The 16,500-nt window shown below is 74.1% G+C and carries 18 protein-coding genes; 7 read left to right on the top strand and 11 right to left on the bottom strand.

The genetic code is table 11. From position 1 onward, the window contains the following. The first annotated feature begins 63 nt into the window (after positions 1-63). Entirely contained in the window at positions 64-1,056 is a 993-nt protein-coding gene (locus BU198_RS05105; RefSeq protein ID WP_223243948.1) for an aminoglycoside phosphotransferase family protein, read from the top strand. Positions 1,057-1,084: 28 nt separating this feature from the next. On the opposite strand, the gene BU198_RS05100 is transcribed toward BU198_RS05105, so the two are convergent. The 4 genes from BU198_RS05100 to BU198_RS05090 all read right to left on the bottom strand — a co-directional run bounded on the left by BU198_RS05100 (position 1,085) and on the right by BU198_RS05090 (position 4,380). Then, positions 1,085-2,434, bottom strand: coding sequence for an acyl-CoA dehydrogenase family protein (locus tag BU198_RS05100; protein WP_188295629.1), 1,350 nt, complete (start codon positions 2,432-2,434; stop codon positions 1,085-1,087). Positions 2,435-2,689: 255 nt separating this feature from the next. After that, complete coding sequence (locus BU198_RS44185) at positions 2,690-2,773, bottom strand: putative leader peptide (RefSeq protein ID WP_350526312.1); 84 nt, start codon at positions 2,771-2,773, stop codon at positions 2,690-2,692. A 95-nt stretch (positions 2,774-2,868) separates the two neighbouring features. After that, positions 2,869-3,363, bottom strand: coding sequence for a hypothetical protein (locus BU198_RS05095; protein ID WP_188295628.1), 495 nt, complete (start codon positions 3,361-3,363; stop codon positions 2,869-2,871). A 792-nt stretch (positions 3,364-4,155) separates the two neighbouring features. Next, the gene (locus BU198_RS05090) at positions 4,156-4,380 is read right to left on the bottom strand and encodes a DUF397 domain-containing protein (protein ID WP_317619965.1); all 225 of its coding nucleotides are present in this window, start codon (positions 4,378-4,380) and stop codon (positions 4,156-4,158) included. Positions 4,381-4,701: 321 nt separating this feature from the next. On the opposite strand from BU198_RS05090, the gene BU198_RS05085 reads away from it, so the two are divergent. After that, the gene (locus tag BU198_RS05085; protein WP_188295627.1) at positions 4,702-5,241 is read left to right on the top strand and encodes a PTS-dependent dihydroxyacetone kinase phosphotransferase subunit DhaM; all 540 of its coding nucleotides are present in this window, start codon (positions 4,702-4,704) and stop codon (positions 5,239-5,241) included. 43 nt (positions 5,242-5,284) lie between these two features. On the opposite strand, the gene BU198_RS05080 is transcribed toward BU198_RS05085, so the two are convergent. The 3 genes from BU198_RS05080 to BU198_RS05070 all read right to left on the bottom strand — a co-directional run bounded on the left by BU198_RS05080 (position 5,285) and on the right by BU198_RS05070 (position 6,901). Continuing rightward, positions 5,285-5,773, bottom strand: a complete 489-nt coding sequence (locus BU198_RS05080) for an NUDIX hydrolase (protein ID WP_188295626.1) — start codon at positions 5,771-5,773, stop codon at positions 5,285-5,287. A 10-nt stretch (positions 5,774-5,783) separates the two neighbouring features. Further along, positions 5,784-6,335, bottom strand: a complete 552-nt coding sequence (locus BU198_RS05075) for a sugar transferase (RefSeq protein ID WP_188295625.1) — start codon at positions 6,333-6,335, stop codon at positions 5,784-5,786. 293 nt (positions 6,336-6,628) lie between these two features. After that, positions 6,629-6,901, bottom strand: a complete 273-nt coding sequence (locus BU198_RS05070; RefSeq protein WP_188295624.1) for a hypothetical protein — start codon at positions 6,899-6,901, stop codon at positions 6,629-6,631. Between the two features lie 404 nt (positions 6,902-7,305). Here BU198_RS05070 and BU198_RS05065 point away from each other — a divergent pair, with 404 nt between their 5' ends. After that, a complete protein-coding gene (locus BU198_RS05065) occupies positions 7,306-8,388 on the top strand; it encodes a polysaccharide deacetylase family protein (protein WP_188295623.1) in 1,083 nt (360 codons plus the stop codon). A gap of 355 nt (positions 8,389-8,743) precedes the next feature. Here BU198_RS05065 and BU198_RS05060 read toward each other — a convergent pair whose 3' ends face one another. Next, entirely contained in the window at positions 8,744-9,514 is a 771-nt protein-coding gene (locus BU198_RS05060; RefSeq protein ID WP_188295622.1) for a glutamate racemase, read from the bottom strand. Between the two features lie 18 nt (positions 9,515-9,532). Between BU198_RS05060 and BU198_RS05055 the strand changes: the two genes are divergently transcribed. Beyond that, a complete protein-coding gene (locus BU198_RS05055; protein ID WP_188295621.1) occupies positions 9,533-10,720 on the top strand; it encodes a glycosyltransferase in 1,188 nt (395 codons plus the stop codon). A gap of 42 nt (positions 10,721-10,762) precedes the next feature. Continuing rightward, positions 10,763-11,509, top strand: a complete 747-nt coding sequence (locus BU198_RS05050; RefSeq protein ID WP_188295620.1) for an SAM-dependent methyltransferase — start codon at positions 10,763-10,765, stop codon at positions 11,507-11,509. Positions 11,510-11,563: 54 nt separating this feature from the next. Here BU198_RS05050 and BU198_RS05045 read toward each other — a convergent pair whose 3' ends face one another. The 3 genes from BU198_RS05045 to BU198_RS05035 all read right to left on the bottom strand — a co-directional run bounded on the left by BU198_RS05045 (position 11,564) and on the right by BU198_RS05035 (position 14,560). Beyond that, entirely contained in the window at positions 11,564-12,439 is an 876-nt protein-coding gene (locus BU198_RS05045; protein ID WP_188295619.1) for an alpha/beta fold hydrolase, read from the bottom strand. 119 nt (positions 12,440-12,558) lie between these two features. Then, the gene (locus BU198_RS05040; protein WP_188295618.1) at positions 12,559-13,233 is read right to left on the bottom strand and encodes a thiol:disulfide interchange protein DsbA/DsbL; all 675 of its coding nucleotides are present in this window, start codon (positions 13,231-13,233) and stop codon (positions 12,559-12,561) included. A gap of 142 nt (positions 13,234-13,375) precedes the next feature. After that, positions 13,376-14,560, bottom strand: coding sequence for a glycosyltransferase (locus BU198_RS05035; RefSeq protein WP_188295617.1), 1,185 nt, complete (start codon positions 14,558-14,560; stop codon positions 13,376-13,378). Between the two features lie 446 nt (positions 14,561-15,006). Between BU198_RS05035 and mscL the strand changes: the two genes are divergently transcribed. Continuing rightward, positions 15,007-15,453 carry a large conductance mechanosensitive channel protein MscL gene (gene mscL / locus BU198_RS05030; RefSeq protein WP_188295616.1) on the top strand — a complete coding sequence of 149 codons (447 nt, stop codon included), beginning with the start codon at positions 15,007-15,009 and terminating at the stop codon, positions 15,451-15,453. Between the two features lie 422 nt (positions 15,454-15,875). Continuing rightward, positions 15,876-16,500, top strand: a 625-nt coding sequence (locus BU198_RS43715) for a DUF6643 family protein (protein ID WP_317619964.1), incomplete at its 3' end; no start/stop codon positions are given.

Here is a 16,500-nt window from a genome sequence, read left to right as displayed (position 1 = left end):
CCGGCCGGCCGTACCGCGCTGGGGCTGCGCGCCCCCGAGACCGCCCTGCCGGGCGGCGGCCGGATGCCACTGGCCCGGCAGGCCGACGGCCAGGTGCTGCGGGCCCGGCGGCCCGGCCAGCCCGGCGGCGGCCCTGAACGGATCGATCCCTCCGCGCTCCAGACCCCGGCGGTCCGGGCGGCGCTCGCCAGTGTCGCGCGGATATGTCCCGCGTTCACGCCGCGCCAGGTCCTGCGCGAGGGCAGCCGCCACATCCTGGTGGCGGGCACCATCGGACGGGCTCCGGTGGTCGCCAAGTGCCTGGCGCCGCAGGCGGTGCGGAGTGAGTACTTCGAGCAGCTGGTGGCCGACTTCCACCACGAGGTGGCGGTCTACCGGGCGTTCGTCCGGCACCGTCCGCCGGTGCGGCTGCCCCGGCTGGTCGCGGCCGACCACGACCGGTGCGTCCTGGTCATGGAGCGCGTCCCGGGGCGCCCGGCCGCCCGCGAGCGCCACCCGGTCAACGCGCCCACCCCGGGCGAGGTACGGGCGCTGCTCACCGCGGTCCGCACGCTGAACCTGTGGCGGCCGCCGACCGACGTGTTCCAGCCCCGCCTGGACTACCCCATGGAGATCGCCCGCTACCACTCGGTGGGCCAGCTCACCGACCGGGACGCCGGCGACCTGCGCGCCCTGCTGCACGGCCTCGGCACCACCCCGCTCCAGCTCTGCCACGGCGACGCCCTGCTCAGCAACATGCTGCTGGCGCCGTCGGGCCCGGTGCTGGTCGACTGGGAGCAGGCCGGCTGGTACCTGCCGGGCTACGACCTGGCGGTGCTGTGGAGCGTCCTGTCCGGGGACACCGCGGCGCGCCGGCAGATCAGCCAGCTCGCCCAGAACGGCGGCACGCTGGCCAGGGACGCCTTCCTGGTGAACCTGGTGCTGGTGCTGATGCGCGAGATCCGGCTGTACGACGTGCCGGGCGCCGGCGAGGAGCAGCGGATCATGATCCGCCGGCTCTACGACGACGCGGCACTCGCCCGCCGGGCCGTCCGCGCCGCGGTCGGCACCCGCTGACCGGACGACAGGTACGACCCCGCGGCACTCACGGCCGGGCGCCCCGTTCCAGGGCCGCCCGGCCCGCGGCCTCCAGGACGGTCTCGTCCGGGGCCAGGTGCACCCGGCTGCTGAGCACGTCCCGCAGGTAGCGCTCCAGCGGGTGACGCCGGCTCAGGCCCGGGTTGCCGGTGAGGGCGACGGCCTGCTGGACCACCGCCGTCGCGGCCCGGGTGGCCAGCAGGTGGGCAGGACCGGTCCGGGCGACGGCCCCCGGCTCGCCCCGGTCCACCCGGGGCGCGAGGCCCTCGACCAGTTCCTCGGCGCCGATCAGCTGGGCCTCGATCTCGCCGAGGGCGGTCCGGTAGCGCGGCAGGGTGCCGAGCGGCTCGGTCAGGTTGGCCGGGGTGCGCTGGTTGAGGAAGCGGATCAGCCAGGCCTCGGCGGCCCTGGCGACGCCGATCGCCACCGCGGAGAGGGCCAGGTCGTGCCAGGCGAGCGAGAGTCCGGCCTCCGCGTCGGCATTCTGACGGGCCGTCCGGCGACCGGCCGTCAGACCGAGCGCGAGTTCGGCGGGCACCCTGACCTGCTCCAGCACCACGTCGTGGCTGGCACTGGCCCGCAGTCCGAGCTGGTCCCAGGTCGGGTCGATCTCCAGACCCTCGCTCTCGCCGCGGACCAGGAAGGTGCCGACCCTCGGCTCCTCCTCGTCGGTCCGCGCGGTCACCGCCATCCAGGCGAGCGCCTCGGCACCGGTGCAGTACGTCTTCCGGCCCGTCAACAGCCAGCCGTCGCCGTCCCGCCGGGCGACCGTCGCGGGCAGTTCCCCCGGGTGGCCGCCGGGCTCCATCCGCAGCGTGTTGACCAGCGCGGGACCGCGCCGGGACTCGGTGAGCAGCCGCCGGTAGCCGGCCGTCGGCCAGTCCGCCCGGCGGGCCTGCTCGGCGTGCCGGAGCAGGGTGAAGGCGGTGACCACGGCCACCGAGGCGTCCCCGCGGCCGAGTTGGGACAGCACCCGGACGGTGTCGGCGAGCGTTCCGCCCGGTCCGCCGTACCGCTCGGAGACGGTGAGGGTGAGCAGTCCGGCCTCGTGGACGGCCTCGATCCCCTGGTACGGGAAGGTCGCGTCGCGGTCGTGCTCCTCCGCGCGGGCGGCCAGCAGGTCGACCACCCGGGGCAGCCCGGCCAGCGCGGTCTCGATCGCGGTGCGGCCGGGCGCGGAACCGGACGTACCGGTGGTCGCGGAACCGACGGGTTCGGGATGGCCGGAATCGGACCGGCCGGAACTCGCCGACGGCGGGCCGGTCCTGGAGCGGCGACCGGCGGAACCGGTCCTGGCGGTGGTGCTCCGGGCGGTGGCGTCCGCCGCGGAACGGTCTCCGACGGGGGGTTCACCCATGGGGGCTCCGTCGGCGGAGCGATCGTCGAACGGATGGTCCCCGGACGAACGATCGGCGGTCGAACGGTTGGCGGCGCGGGTCGTCATGATGCTGTGCCTCCGGGCGGCAGCGTGGGCTCGACGGATGCGGGCGGCACGCCGTACGGGCGCGCGGAAACCGGTTGGCGGCCCCGGAGGTCAGCTCACGGCCCGCCCCCGGGATTCGGCGCCGACCGGGACCCGGCCGACCACCCGCCGCCTGGGGACGGATCCCCCTCAGCGACCCGGACACGCCGCGCTGGCGGTGCGCCGCAGATCCAGGTGCCTGCGACGGGTCAGCAACGGAAGACGGCACGGCATGTTCGCGACTGTACGAACCGTTGATCGATACCGTCAAGCAGGATCCGGCCACCGGGCGGAGCCGGTCCGTGCCGCCGGAACCGGCCCCTTCGGGATCAGCCCTGCTGGAACATGTCCGCCGGGAGCGGCTTCAGCAGCTGATAAAGGTCGTCCGAAATCGGTCGGTCCCAGGACGCGATGGTGACCAGGACCCCGTCGCTGCGGCCGAACTGGGCGCAGAACACGCGCTCCTCGCTGACCTTGACCTTCTTCACGATCAGCAGGTCGTCCCCGAGCATCACCGGGAAGTCCTCGGCCGAGGCGAACTCGACCGGCTCGTCGTTCTCCAGCGCCGCGAGCAGCTGCCGCACCTCGAAGGGCACGTCGTCGCCGGTCTCCCGGGCGGGCGAGCCCTCGGGGAGGTTGCCGATGAACATCGCCGGGCCTCTGCCGCCGAACAGGTCGTAGCGCAGGAAGATCCCCTGGCAGGAGCCGTCCGGGCCGGTCATCATGGCCGCACCGAAGTCGCCGGGCCAGTCGCCCGGGTCCATCGCGAGCACGTCGAAGTCCGGGCCGGCGGGCTGTCCGGAGCGACGGCGGAGAAAAGACATGGGAACATCGTACGTGTCCGGCACACCCCGCTCGCGAGGTGGGTGGGGCGCGGTCGGGGGGCGGGCGGGAGATCGACGCTCAGAGACCAATGTTGACTCTGAGCAACCGTCCGGGCTACGTTCGGTTCAGCACGACAGCCGTTCTGGGTTTCACCCTCCGGGGGGACGGCATGTCGCAACGCGGCCCTACACGCGTTTCCCTCACTGTGCACACGCGTTCCCTCACTGTGCACTTGTCGTGCCGAACTGCCGAGCACCCAGCTTCGTCATCGCACACAGCACCAACACACAAGCCAACAGTTCCATGCATCACAAGCCAGATCCGCGGGGCCCCGGCCCGTCGCTCCCGTGGATCTGCTCGGGACGCCGCCGCGTGGGGGCGTGCGGGTCCCGAGCGTTCGGTGCCGTCTCCGAGTCGCTCTCGGTTCCGGCACCAGCCTCCCGGCGACTGCCGGCCCTTCACGGGGCCGGGACCGGCCGACGCACCCCGGTGCGCAGGGGATGACTGGGAGGATGGTCCGGCACCAGTGCCGGACCGCACAGCAGGCGCCGTGTCTGGCCGCGTGGGGGCGGTGGGCACGGCGTCTGCCCGTGCTCATACTCTGAGCTGCGTTTGTCTAACAGTCAACAGAAATTCTGACGGGGCACGCTCAATGGATCATCAGTTGTGATGTTCGGACCCGGAAGAACGCCTGCGGAGCGGGCCCCCTCGGTGGGGGACCCGCTTCCGCGACGGGGGCCGGCTCCGTGCCGAGGGCCCCGCGAAGGGCCCCCGGAGGGGCCCGGCGAGCCTCAGGTGAGGTCGAACTCGCCGTCCCGGGCGCCGAGCACGAAGGCCCGCCACTCGCCCGGTGTGAAGACCAGGACGGGACCGTCCTCCTGACGGCCGTCCCGCATCCCGATGTAGCCGTCCACGAAGGCGATCTGCACGTCTCCGACGCCCTGGCTGCTGCACAGCCACTCCGCCCCGGTGAAGTCCACCTTGGGCTTCCCGCTCGGCGCCAGCTCCGGCTGCACCTCGCCGGTCTCCGTGTCCGTCCCGCTGTTGGATCCCACTGACCGATCTCCTCCCGACTGCGTTCCCGGGTCAGCCTAGTCACACCTCGCGGCCCCGGTCAGCGGGTTGACGAGGACTCCTCCGGCCCGGGACGGGCATCGCCGGAGGAAGGGTCGAGGCGTGTCCCGACCGGCGGGGGCGGCGGGCAGCTGCCAGAGTGCTGCCAGGACGCCGTCCTGGCGCCTCCCGGGCGCCGTCCGGGCCCGGGAGCGCGGGAGGGCGGGCCCGTCGGCCGTCCGGGAACCCGAAGACCCCCACCGATCCGTTCAAGGGAGCAGCCGATGAGCCGCCGGGACGGCACCCGCGCCGACGTCATCCCCATCTCCGACGCCCCCTCGGCCCATCCTCCGGCTCCCCGCACGCCTCCCTCGCCCACCCCGTTGCCCCGGCCCGCCTCCGGCCGGCCCGCCGCGCACGGCCGGGTCGGGATCGTCCTGGTCTCGCACAGCCGGGAACTGGCCACCGCCGTACGGTCCCTCGCGCTGGCGTTGACCGGATCCGACTCCCCCACGCCGGTCGCGGCAACCGGCGGCGACCTGCCGGACGGACCCGGCATCAGCGCCGTCCTGGTGGCCGCCGCGACCCGCCGGGTGGACCAGGGGCACGGCGTGGTCGTGCTCGCCGACCTGGGCGGGGCGGTCACCACCGTCCGCGCACTGCTGTCCGAGGCCGACGAGCACGGACTGCCGTTCCCGGTCCGGTTCGCCAACGCGCCGTTCGTCGAGGGCGCGGTGGCCGCCACCGCGACCGCGACGGCGGGCGGGGACCTGGCGGCGGTGCTGGACGCGGCCGAGGAGGCCTACCGGCAGGACAAGGGTTGACCGGACGGGCCGTCGCAGTACCGCCGCCAGGCAGCAGGCGGGCTCAGGGGCGCTCCTTGCCCTCCCAGGTGAAGACCGCCGGGCCCTCGCACTCCAGCGCGTGGCGCAGCCGTTCGTGCTCGCTCTCGATCATCGGCGGCAGCTCGTCCAGCCCGAACCAGCCGACCTCCAGCGACTCGTCGTCGTTCACCCGCGCCTCGCCGCCGACCGCACGGCAGCGGAAGGTCAGCACCAGGTACTGCGTCACATCGCCGTTCGGGTAGGTGACCTGGGGCGAGACCGTGACCGAGGCGAGCAGCTCGGGCACGGCCACCACCCCGGTCTCCTCCTCGCACTCGCGCACCACGCCGTCGGCGGGCTGCTCGCCGGGGTCGAGGATGCCGCCGACCGGCGCCCACCGGCCGTCGTCGGCCCGGCGGGCGAGCAGCACCCGGTCGCGGTCGTCCAGCACGACGGCGACGACGGCGCTCAGCCAGAGCGGGCGGGTGCCCACGAGGGCGCGGAGGTCGGCGAGGAAGGGGGGAATGGCCATGGACCGCAGCCTATCGGGGCGGTTCCCGGCCGACCCGGTGCGTCCGGCCGGTGTCGGGGCGCAGCAGGGCCAGCACGGTGCGCCCGAGGATGTGCAGGTCCAGCCGGAGCGAACGGTGCTCGACGTACCAGAGGTCGAGTTCGGCCCACTCGGGGCGGCTGAGCGGGCGGCGGGTCCGGCCGCGGCCCACGGCGTGCAGCTGGGCCCAGCCGGTGAGTCCGGGCCGTACCGCGAGGCGGCCGTGCTCGCGGCCCGAGTAGCGCACCGCCTGGTCGGGGCTGACCGGCCGCGGCCCGATCACCCCCATCTCGCCGCGTGCCACGTTCCACAGCCGGGGCAGCTCCTCCAGGCCGGTGCGGCGCAGCAGGGCGGGAAGCCGGCCGTCACCGCCGGTCCGGAAGCGCAGGATCTGGAACTCGCGGCCGTGCCGGCCGGTCCGGGTCCGCCGCTGGAGGACCGGGCCGTCGTTGGTGCAGCGGAGCAGGACGGCGATCAGCAGGGCCAGCGGCAGTGCGACGATCGCGGCCAGGGCGGCGACGGCGAGGTCGCCACCGCGCCTCATGAGGCGGCCACGGCACGATCCGGTCTGCCGCCCATCGCTCCCCCTCCGCTGCGCTTCGAGCCGGAAGAACGGATTCACAGTAGAGGCGGGATGAAGTCTTCGTCCGGGAATGGTGAAAGAAGGGGCCCCGGGATTGTCGGACTGGACGATATTCGGTCGGTCTGACCAATTTCGCTCGATCCGCGTTTCGAAATTCCGAAAACGATCGACATAAGGGTGGGGGGACCCCCGGTCGGAACGTGCCTTCCGCACGGCCCTCCATACGACCTTCCGTACGGCCGGTACGGCTGCCGTCAGAGCGCGGCGCGGCGCCGGTCGCGGAACACGCCGAAGGCGATCCGGCCGAGCAGCAGGACACCGGCGGCCAGGCAGCCGGCCACCGCCATCGCCCAGGCGGGACCGTCACTGTCCGGAACGAACACGGCGACCACGATGCCGAGAGCCAGGCAGGCCAGGCCCACCACGGTCAGCGGGAGCTGGTGGGTGACCAGTGCCCCGCCGCTGCACGCCCGGGCCATCCGGGAGGCCCCCTGGAGGTGGAAGGGGTCACGGTCCGCATCTGCCATGAGCCCAAGGTACCCCGGGGCGGCACCGGAGGCAGCCCGCAGGGAGTGAAGGCCCGGGCACTCTCGGCGACCGGAGGATCGGGGCTGGTCAGGGACTCGCCGCGGGCTGCCGAGAGTGTGTCCAAGACGTCCGCACGGGCATTCCGGCTCCACAATCAGTCCACGAAAAATCCTCGTCCCCCCGGTACAACCATCCGCCCGGTGCAGCGGTCTCAATGGCATTGAGTGATCCAGGAGCCGTTCGAGGGACGGGTGTGACTCCCCCACCGAGAACAGGAATATCCAAGGGCGGAGCCGCCGCCCCTGGAGTCGGAGGCCGGGCTCCGTCCTCCGGCGGTACAGCCACGCCGCTCGGCGAACGAGGGGGAACCGTGCCGCAGTCCCAGTCCACTACAACGATCTCCATGGCCCGCGCCCGGTCGGTGACCGGCGTGCGCGCCCTGCCGCCGCCCATCGGGTGGGGGGCGGACCGGCACGACGTCGGCCGAGCTGCCGACCGGGTGTACGGCGAGCACGTCCGCGGCGACCGGCGGCACGGCGGGGGCCGTCGCCGGGCGGCCGTCGAACCGGAACAGCAGGACGCCCGGGGCGAATGGCTGCGGTTCGCCCCCGTCCAGCCGCTGTTCCGGGCCCGCGCGGCCCAGCGGCTCGCCGTGCTCGCGTACCACGGGGTGACCGACCACCGCTCCTTCGGCGCCCAGCTCGACCGGCTCCGGCGGCTCGCCACGCCCGTCTCGCTCGGCGCGGTCCTCCAGGCGGTGACCGAGCAGCGGCCACTGCCGCCCAGGAGCGTCCTGGTCACCTTCGACGACGCCGACCGGAGCGTGTTCACCCACGCCCTGCCGGCCCTCGACGCCCGGGGCATTCCGGCCACCGCGTTCGTCATCTCGGAGCTCATCGGCACCGAACGGCCGTTCTGGTGGCACGAGGCCGACTTCCTCGCCCGGCACGGGGGCCGGGCCCGCTCGCTCGACTGCGGCCACCCGTCCCAGGTGCTCCGCCGGCTCAAGGCCATGCCGGACCCGGACCGCCGGCGCAGCCTGCACGAGCTGCGGGCCAGCGCCGACCGGCGGCCGCCCCGCCAGGAACAGCTGACCCCGGACGACCTGCTCGCCCTGCGGGACGGGGGTGTCGCGATCGGCAACCACACCCAGGGGCACCCGTGCCTCGGGCGCTGCGACGACGACACCGTGCGCACCGAGATCACCGGCGCCCACGAGGCCCTCACCCGCTGGCTGGGCGAACCGCCGATCGCCTTCGCCTACCCGGACGGCGGCCACGACATCCGTGCCGAAGCCGTCCTGCAGGAACTGGGGTACCGCCTGGGCTTCCTCTCCGACCACCGGCTGGGCCCCCGTCTCCCCTCCCACCCGCTCCAGATCAGCCGCCTCCAGGTCGACTCCACCACCAGCACCCGCCGCTTCGACACCATCCTCTCCGGCCTCGAACCCGCCTACCGCCGCTGGCGCCGCCAGGCAGTCGCGTAGCACGGGCAGCGCTCCGCGACGAGGCAAACCGCCGGTGGGCGGGGAGCCGGCCCGGGCCGGCTCCCTGCCCACCGGCGGTTCAGGACGAAGGCGGACGGCCAGGGGACGACGGCGCGATCCGGCACGGCGCGCACCGGAAGCCGGCCGGGCCGACTTTCCGCGCTCGAGTCCGGGCGGGCGCTTGTGACCAGCGATTCTTCGGGAGCCGGGCACCGGAAGGCCGGCCCGGCCGACTTCCCGCGCGCCGCACAAAAGGTCGGCCTGGCCGACTTCTCACGGGCGATGGATCGGACGCGTACTTTCGGCCGGGGATTTATCCGCCACCGGGAAGTCGACCTGTCGACTTCCCGCCGTGTCAGCCGATGAGCGTCGCGAGGGCGTTGCCCTGGGGGTAGCGGGCGGCGGCCGGGGGGAGCTCCGCGCGGGCACCGGCGTGGAGGACGGTGAGGGTGCCGCCGCCCGTACGGGTGGGGTCGGCGACGCGGCGCAGCGCCTGGGCGGCGACGGCGCCGGCGGAGCCGTACAGGGTGAGCGCCGGGGAGGCGGTCGGGGCGACGGCGGCGCGGATGCGGTCGTCGACGAGTTCGTAGTGGGTGCAGCCGAGCACGATGGCGTCGGTGCCGGCCGGCGTACGGGCGGCGGCGTCGGCGATGGCTGCCGTGACGGCCTCGTCGTCGCCGTGCTCCACCGCGTCCGCGAGGCCCGGGCAGGCGACCTCGGTGACGTCCGCCGGACCGCCGAAGTCACGGATCAGCCCGCGCTGGTAGGCGCTGCCGGTGGTGGCCGGGGTGGCCCAGATCGCGACCCGGCCACCCTGCGCGGCGGCGGGCTTGATCGCCGGGACGGTGCCGATCACCGGCAGCCCGGGCTCCAGCTCGGCCCGCAGGGCGGCGAGCGCGTGGACGGAGGCGGTGTTGCAGGCGATCACCAGCGCATCGGGTTCGAGCGCGGCGGCCGCCCGGCAGCAGCCGAGCGCCAGCTCGGTGACCTCTTCGGGCGTGCGCGGCCCCCACGGCATCGAGGCCGGGTTGGAAGAGAGCACCAGATCCACGTCCGGGCGCAGCTTCCGAAGGGCGGCGGCGGCGGCCAGCAGGCCGATTCCGGAGTCCATCAGTGCGATCTTCACGGGTCAAGACTTTAGTCGATGCGCCCGCCCCGCCCGGTTCTGCGACAGACTGCCGGGGTGACCGTCCTGCTGTGGATCGCCGCGTTCTCCCTGCTGGTCTGGCTCTGGCTGGCGTGCTGCCACGGCTCGTTCTGGCGGACCGACGTGCGGCTGCCGCCGCGCCGCCCGCCGGTCCGCTGGCCGCGGGCGGCGATCGTGGTACCGGCCAGGGACGAGGCCGCGGTGCTCCCGGTCAGCCTGCCGACACTGCTCGCGCAGAAGTACCCGGGACGGGCCCGGGTGATCGTGGTGGACGACCACAGTACGGACGGCACCGGCGCGCTGGCGGCGCGGCTGCGGACGGTCGACGGGCTGGAGCTGACCGTCACCACCCCTCCCCCGCTGCCCCCGGGCTGGACCGGGAAGCTGTGGGCGCTGCGGCACGGCGTGGAGCTGGCCGGGCCGGACGTCGAGTACCTGCTGCTGACGGACGCCGACATCGCGCACGGCCCCGACTCGCTCGCCGAGCTGGTGGCCGCCGCCGAGAGCAACGGGCTGGACCTGGTGTCGCAGATGGCCAGGCTGCGGGTGGAGACCGGCTGGGAGCGGCTGATCGTGCCGGCCTTCGTGTACTTCTTCGCCCAGCTGTACCCGTTCCGCCGGAGCAACCGCCCGGGGGCCAGGACCGCGGCCGCGGCCGGCGGCTGCTCGCTGGTACGGCGCGAGGCGCTGGAGCGGGCGGGCGGAGTGGCGGCGATCCGCGGCGCGGTGATCGACGACGTGTCGCTGGCCAGGGCCGTGAAGTCCACCGGCGGCCGGACCTGGCTGGGCCTCGCCGGCGAGGTGGACAGCGTCCGCCCGTACCCGCGGCTGGAGCAGCTGTGGCGGATGGTGTCGCGCAGCGCGTACGCCCAGCTCGGGCACTCTCCGCTGCTGCTGCTCGGGACGGTGCTGGGGCTGGCGCTGGTGTACCTGGTGCCTCCGGCGGCGACGGTGGCCGGGCTGGCGGCGGGAGCTCCCGCGGTGGCGGCCGCGGGCGGGGCGGCCTGGGCGCTGATGGCCGGCACGTACCTGCCGATGGTGCGGTACTACGGGCAGCCGGCGCCGGCCGTGCTGCTGCTGCCGTTCACCGCGGGGATGTACCTGCTGATGACGCTGGACTCGGCGGTGCAGCACTGGCGCGGCCGGGGCTCGGCCTGGAAGGGCCGGACCTACTCCCGGGCCTGAAAATCCCCTGCGCGCCGGACCACCCCGACCCATACTGCTCGGATGGACCGTCAGCAGATCTCCCGCCTCGCCCATGCCCACCATCCGATCGCGGCCCCGCTGACGGACGAGTCGGTGGCCCGGCTGCTGGACCGGGCCACGGCCGGGACGGAACGGGGCCTGGCGCTGGACCTCGGCTGCGGCGAGGGCGCCTGGCTGGTCCGGGCGCTGGCCGCCCGCCCTGGCTGGCGGGCGGTGGGGGTGGACCTGGACGCGGCGGCACTGACCCTGGCCCGGGAGGCGGCGACCACGCTGGGCGTCGTCCGCCGGCTCGGTCTGCACCACCTGGACGCCCGGACGTTCACCGCGAAGGAGCCCTTCGACCTGGTGCTCTGCGTCGGTGCCACCCATGCGTTCGGCGGCCTGCTGCCGACGCTCGCCGCGGCCCGCGAACTCCTCGCCCCGGGCGGCCGGCTGCTGGTCGGCGAGGGGTTCTGGCAGCGCGAGCCGTCCCAGGCCGCGCTGGACGGGCTGGGAGCGGCCCGGGACGACTACGCGGACCTGGCGACGACCACCGACCGGGTCCTCGCGGACGGCTGGACACCGGTGTCCGGGTACGTCAGCAGCGAACAGGAGTGGGACGACTACGAGTTCTCCTGGACGGGGGCGCTGGCCGAGTGGGCGCTGGACCACCCGGACCACCCGGACACGGTGGCCGTCCGGGCGGCCGCGGACCGGCACCGAGCCGAGTGGCTGCACGGCTACCGGGGGACGTTCGGCTTCGTCACGTACCTGCTGCGCCGCGACTGAAGCGACTGGGACGTCCGAGGAGACGCAAGCCGCCGGACACCCCCCGGTGATCGGCTACTGACCGGTCCGCGCGAGGAAGTCGTCGATCAGCGGGGCGATCTCGGGCAGTTTCTCCTCCAACGCGAAGTGCCCGGTGTCGAACAGGTGCAGCTCCGCCCCGGGCAGGTCGCGCAGGTAGGCGCGGGCGCCGGCCTCGGTGAAGAACGGGTCACCCAGCCCCCAGAGCACCAGTGTGGGCGGCTGGTCGGCGCGCAGCCAGGCCTGCCAGGCGGGGTAGAGCTCGACGTTGGAGAAGTAGTCGAGGGCGAGCTCGACCTGGATGTCCTTGCGGCCCGGCAGGTCGAGGAAGTGCTGGTCGAGCGTCCAGCCGTCGGGGGCGACCAGGCTCGGGTCGCCGGTTCCACCCTCGTACTGGGCGCGGGTGACGTCCAGCGTGAGGATCGAGCGGGCGGCCTGCCCGGCGCCCGGCACGCCGCGCCTGCCGGCGATGAACTCCCGCGCCTGGTCGGAGAGTCCCTCCTCGTAGGCATTGCCGTTCTGGACCACCAGGCCGGTGATCCACTCCGGATGCCGGACGGCCAGGCGCAGGCCGACGGGGGCGCCGAAGTCGAAGACGTACAGCGCGAAGCGGTCCAGGCCGAGGACGAGGCAGAAGTCCTCGACCACGTCGGCGAGGGTCTCGAAGCGGTACGTGAAGGTGCCCGGCGCGGGGCTGTCGCTGTGTCCGAACCCGGGGTAGTCCGGGGCTATCAGGCGGTAGCGGGTGCCGAGCGCGTCGAGCAGCCGGGCGTACTGGTGGGAGGCGGACGGGAAGCCGTGCAGCAGCAGGAGCACGGGGGCGTCGGCCGGGCCGGTTTCGCGGTAGAAGACGCGCAGGCCGTTGACGTCGACGTAGCGGTGGTGGACGTGCGGGATCGTCAGCTCGCTCATGCTAACCATTAAACAGCATCTGAATGGTTATGCCGAGGTGTTCGCCGGACAAGAGGCTTGCCCGGCACGGCACATGAGCGAGCCGAACCACTGCCAACGCGGGGAACGGGAGCGCGGGCTCAGTACTTCTTCGCCTGCTCCTGCTGCACCAGGTGGTCGAGCGCCTGGGGCATCCCCTCCACGCCGCCGGCCGTACTCGGCGAGGCTCGGTGGTCGCCCTGGACGATGACCGTCGGCAGCTCCTTGATGCCGTTGTCGATGAACGCGGCCGCCGCCTGGTCGACCGACTTCGCCACCCCGGCGGAGCGGTAGGCCTTGCCGAACTGCTGGGCGTCGACGCCCTGGTGCGCGGCCCAGTCGGTGGCGCCGGCCTCGGTGGTGAGGTCGAGCCCCTCGTTGTGCACGGCCCGGAAGGCGCCGACCTGGAGGCGGTCGACCAGGCCGAGGCGCTCCAGCGTGTAGTACAGGCGGGCGTGGCCGCGCTGGACGGACTCCTCCCGGCTGCCCGGCCAGATCCCCGGGACGCGGCGCAGCGTGACGTCGGCCCGGTGCTTCTCCGCCCAGGCCTGGAGGGGCTTCTCCAGCGCCTGGGAGTGGCCGCAGTCGTACCAGAAGAACTCGACCGCCTCCGTGCGGGCGTTCGCGCGCACCGGTTTCGGATGGTCGAGCTGGACGAACTGGAGGCCCTCGGTGGGGGTTTGGTGGGTCAGCGCACCGGCCTGGACGGGGGACGCGGCAATCCCGGCGGCGACGGTGAGCAGGACGGTGGACCGCAGCAGTGACTTCGAGTTCACACCGGGCAGTGTGCTGGCGACGGTTCGCTACCGACCGGTTGTCGCCGTGCCGACCGGGCCGGATTCGCCCGGACGGCGCAGCGGTCCGGGCGAGCGCGCCGGGATCGGTGTGCTCGGTCGGCCCTCGCCGGCGTCGGTGCGGTCAGCGGTCGGCCACCGCGCCCGCCGTCCACACCTCGGCGACCAGCCGCTGCCAGTCGTCCACCACCGCGCCCAGCTCGAAGTGCTCCAGCGCGTGCGCCCTGGCCGCCGCGCCGAGGCCCGCGCGGTTGACCGCGAGCACCTTGCCCAGCGCCTCGGCGAGGGCGAGCGGGTCCCCGGGGGCGACCAGTGCGCCGGTGGCGCCGTCCCTGACCACCTCGCGCACCCAGCCGACGTCGGTGGCGACGGCGGGCACCCCGGCCAGCGCCGCCTCGATCAGCGCGCCGGGCACGCCCTCGCTGTCGCTGGTGAGCAGCAGCGCGTCGGCGGCGCGGTAGAGCGGGGCCGGATCGGGCAGCGGGCCGAGGAAGTGGGCGCGGGCGGCGGCCGGGTGACGGGCCAGCGTCTCGCGCAGCGGACCGTCCCCGGCGATCGCGAGCCGGACGTCGGGCAGCCGGTCGAGCACGTCGAGGGCGAGGTCCAGCCGCTTCTCCGGAGCTATCGCCCCGATCCAGGCGACCAGCAGGACGTCGGCCGGCAGGCCCAGCGCGTGCCGTGCGGCGCGCCGGTCGTCCCGGCCGTCGGCGGGCGGATAACTCTCGGCGGCGCGGGAGTTGGAGATCACGTGCACCTTGCCGTCGGGCAGCCGGAACTGCCCCTCCAGGACGTCTCGCGCCTCGTCGGTGAGCGTGGTGACGGCGGCCGCGCGGTGCATCAGCGCGCCGCCGCGCACCCGGCGCAGCCGGTTGGCGGTCCAGTAGCGCGGGTGGCCGACCGAGACGTAGACGAAGGGCGTACGGGTCCCGGCCAGGGCGAGGGCGCAGGCGGCCAGGGTGTCGGAGCCGTGGGCGAGCACCACGTCGGCGGCGCGGGCGGTGGAGCGCAGCGCCCGCAGCGTACTCGGGCGCAGTCGGCCGGGGCCCAGCACGGCGGCGGAGCGCAGACCGGAGGTGTCGGAGCCGTCCTCGGGGCCCTGACCTGCGGAAACGGGGGCCGACTCGACGGGGCTCGGGCGGACGGCCGGATGCGGGGCGAGGGCGCACAGCGCGGAGGACTGGCCCCGGCGGCTCAGTTCCCGGTGGAGGTCACGGGCGAAGTTCTGCGCGCCGCCGCGGCGCGAGTCGCTGATCAGGTGCAGGACACGCGGACGGTTTCCGGCCGGATCGGCCGACATATGGTCGGGCATGGACCGACCTTGGCACAGTGCTCCGCCCGGTACATCCCCTTCGCGCAACCTGGTGGTGGCCCATCCGCCCGCGCCCGTACACCCGATGTGCGCCACGGGCCCGCCGTCGTGCGCCGGATGCGACCTCCGTGCGCCCCGTCTCGCCCCCTGCCGCGCTCCGGTTCACCCCGTCGCGCCGGGTCGGCGCCCACCGCGGACCGGCGCGTGCCGGTGTCAAGTTCGGTTTCACACCACCGGGTTGCCCGAACTGTTCGAGCACCGAAAGGCCGGTACGCGGAGGGCCCGGGCGCTGCCCGGCCGGACACCGCGGGGCGGACCGGCCGTTCCCCGGATCGGGTGAACGCGGTTGGACCTCGGCCCCGGCCGCTCGGCAGGATGTCCGGCCGGGGCGGCGCCCGCCGCGCCGCCCCATCTCCCCCTTCCCCGTACGGATTTGGAGTCACCCGGTGTTCAAGGGATTCCGCAGCTTCCTGCTGCGCGGAAACGTGGTGGACCTCGCGGTCGGCATCGTGATCGGCGCGGCCTTCACCGCGGTCGTCACCGGGTTCGTCAGCGCCTTCCTCACCCCGCTGGTCGGGGTCGCCTCCGGCGCCGTCGGCGACTTCACCCAGAAGACCTTCGAGGTGGCCGGCACCCGGTTCCCGTACGGTCTCTTCGTCAACGCGGTCATCGGCTTCGTGCTGACCGCCGCCGTCATCTACTTCGCCGTCGTGCTGCCGGTCGGCAAGCTCCAGTCGCGCTTCGAATCGGCCAAGCCGGAGCCGGCCGCGAAGGCGGACTGCCCGGAGTGCCTGAGCTCGATCCCCGCGGCCGCGACCCGGTGCTCCTTCTGCACCTCCGAGGTCGGCAAGCCCGGCCTGCCCGCGCAGGCCCAGGCGGTCCGGTCGCACTGACCTGCGTCACCGGCCGACGTCACTGACCGCCTTCACCGGCCGACGGTGCAGGTCGGAGCGCAGGTCGAGGGCCTGGACCGAGCACCAGGAGAGCTGACGGGAATTTTATTCCCGAAACATTCACGAGCCCCCGTCGCACCCTCGGCGGGGGCTTGAATGCGCCCGCGCACGCCGTGTCCGCGAGAAGTTTCTCCGCAGGGCCCCCGACCGTCCACCGGCCGGTCACCGCATGGCCTCGAGGGCCCTCCGTCCGGCCACTGTTCGACCACTGACGGGGCGCCAAGGTTGTCCGGAACCGGACGCCGGAATGTCCGCCTTTCCTACTTTCGAAACCTTTGTGCGAGCGAAGACTGTGTAAACAGTCGAACTGCTCCCCCTCCCGCTCTCCTCAGCAGGCGCGTTGTGGGCTTACCGTATGGCCCATGACCTCGCCCCGCTCCTACGACGGAGTCGGCTACCCCTCTCCGTCCTTCTCCTCCGGCACGCCGATCTACGACAGCCTCGTGGCTGAGCGCGGCGTCCCCCAGATCGCGCCCATCAACGTGCCGGCCGCCCTGCCGCCTGCACTGTCGTCCGGTTACGGATCCGGCCTCGCGCCGTCCTACGAGAACCGCTACGGCAACGGGTACGAAAGTGCCGGCAGCAACCTCCCCGCGCTGCCGCCCGCCCGCCTCGCCCTGGGCCCCGGCCCGAGCAGCGGCCCCTCCGCCGGCCCCGCCACGGCGTACATCCCCGCGCAGCCCGCGCCGGCGTACGCCGCCCCCCAGCCGCCGGTCCCCGGCTACGGCTCCCCCCAGCCGTACCAGCGACCGCAGCCCGCCACCCCCGCCTTCACCCAGACCGCCAGCGGCGGTTACCAGCCGACCGGCGGCCAGAGCTTCGGCGGCCAGAACACCTTCATCGGCGCCCAGGGCGGCCCGCAGACCTTCGGCGCGCAGCAGCCCGGCGGCCCGGGCGGTTTCGGCCAGGGCCAGCCCACCGGTCCGCAGGGCTTCGGCGGCCAGCAGTCCTTCGGTGGCCAGGCCGCCGGCGGCCCCGGCTTCCAGG

This window comes from Streptomyces sp. CBMA156 (genome assembly GCF_014596515.1).
Classification (GTDB): Bacteria; Actinomycetota; Actinomycetes; order Streptomycetales; family Streptomycetaceae; genus Kitasatospora.
This window is presented reverse-complemented; position numbering and strand designations above follow the sequence as displayed.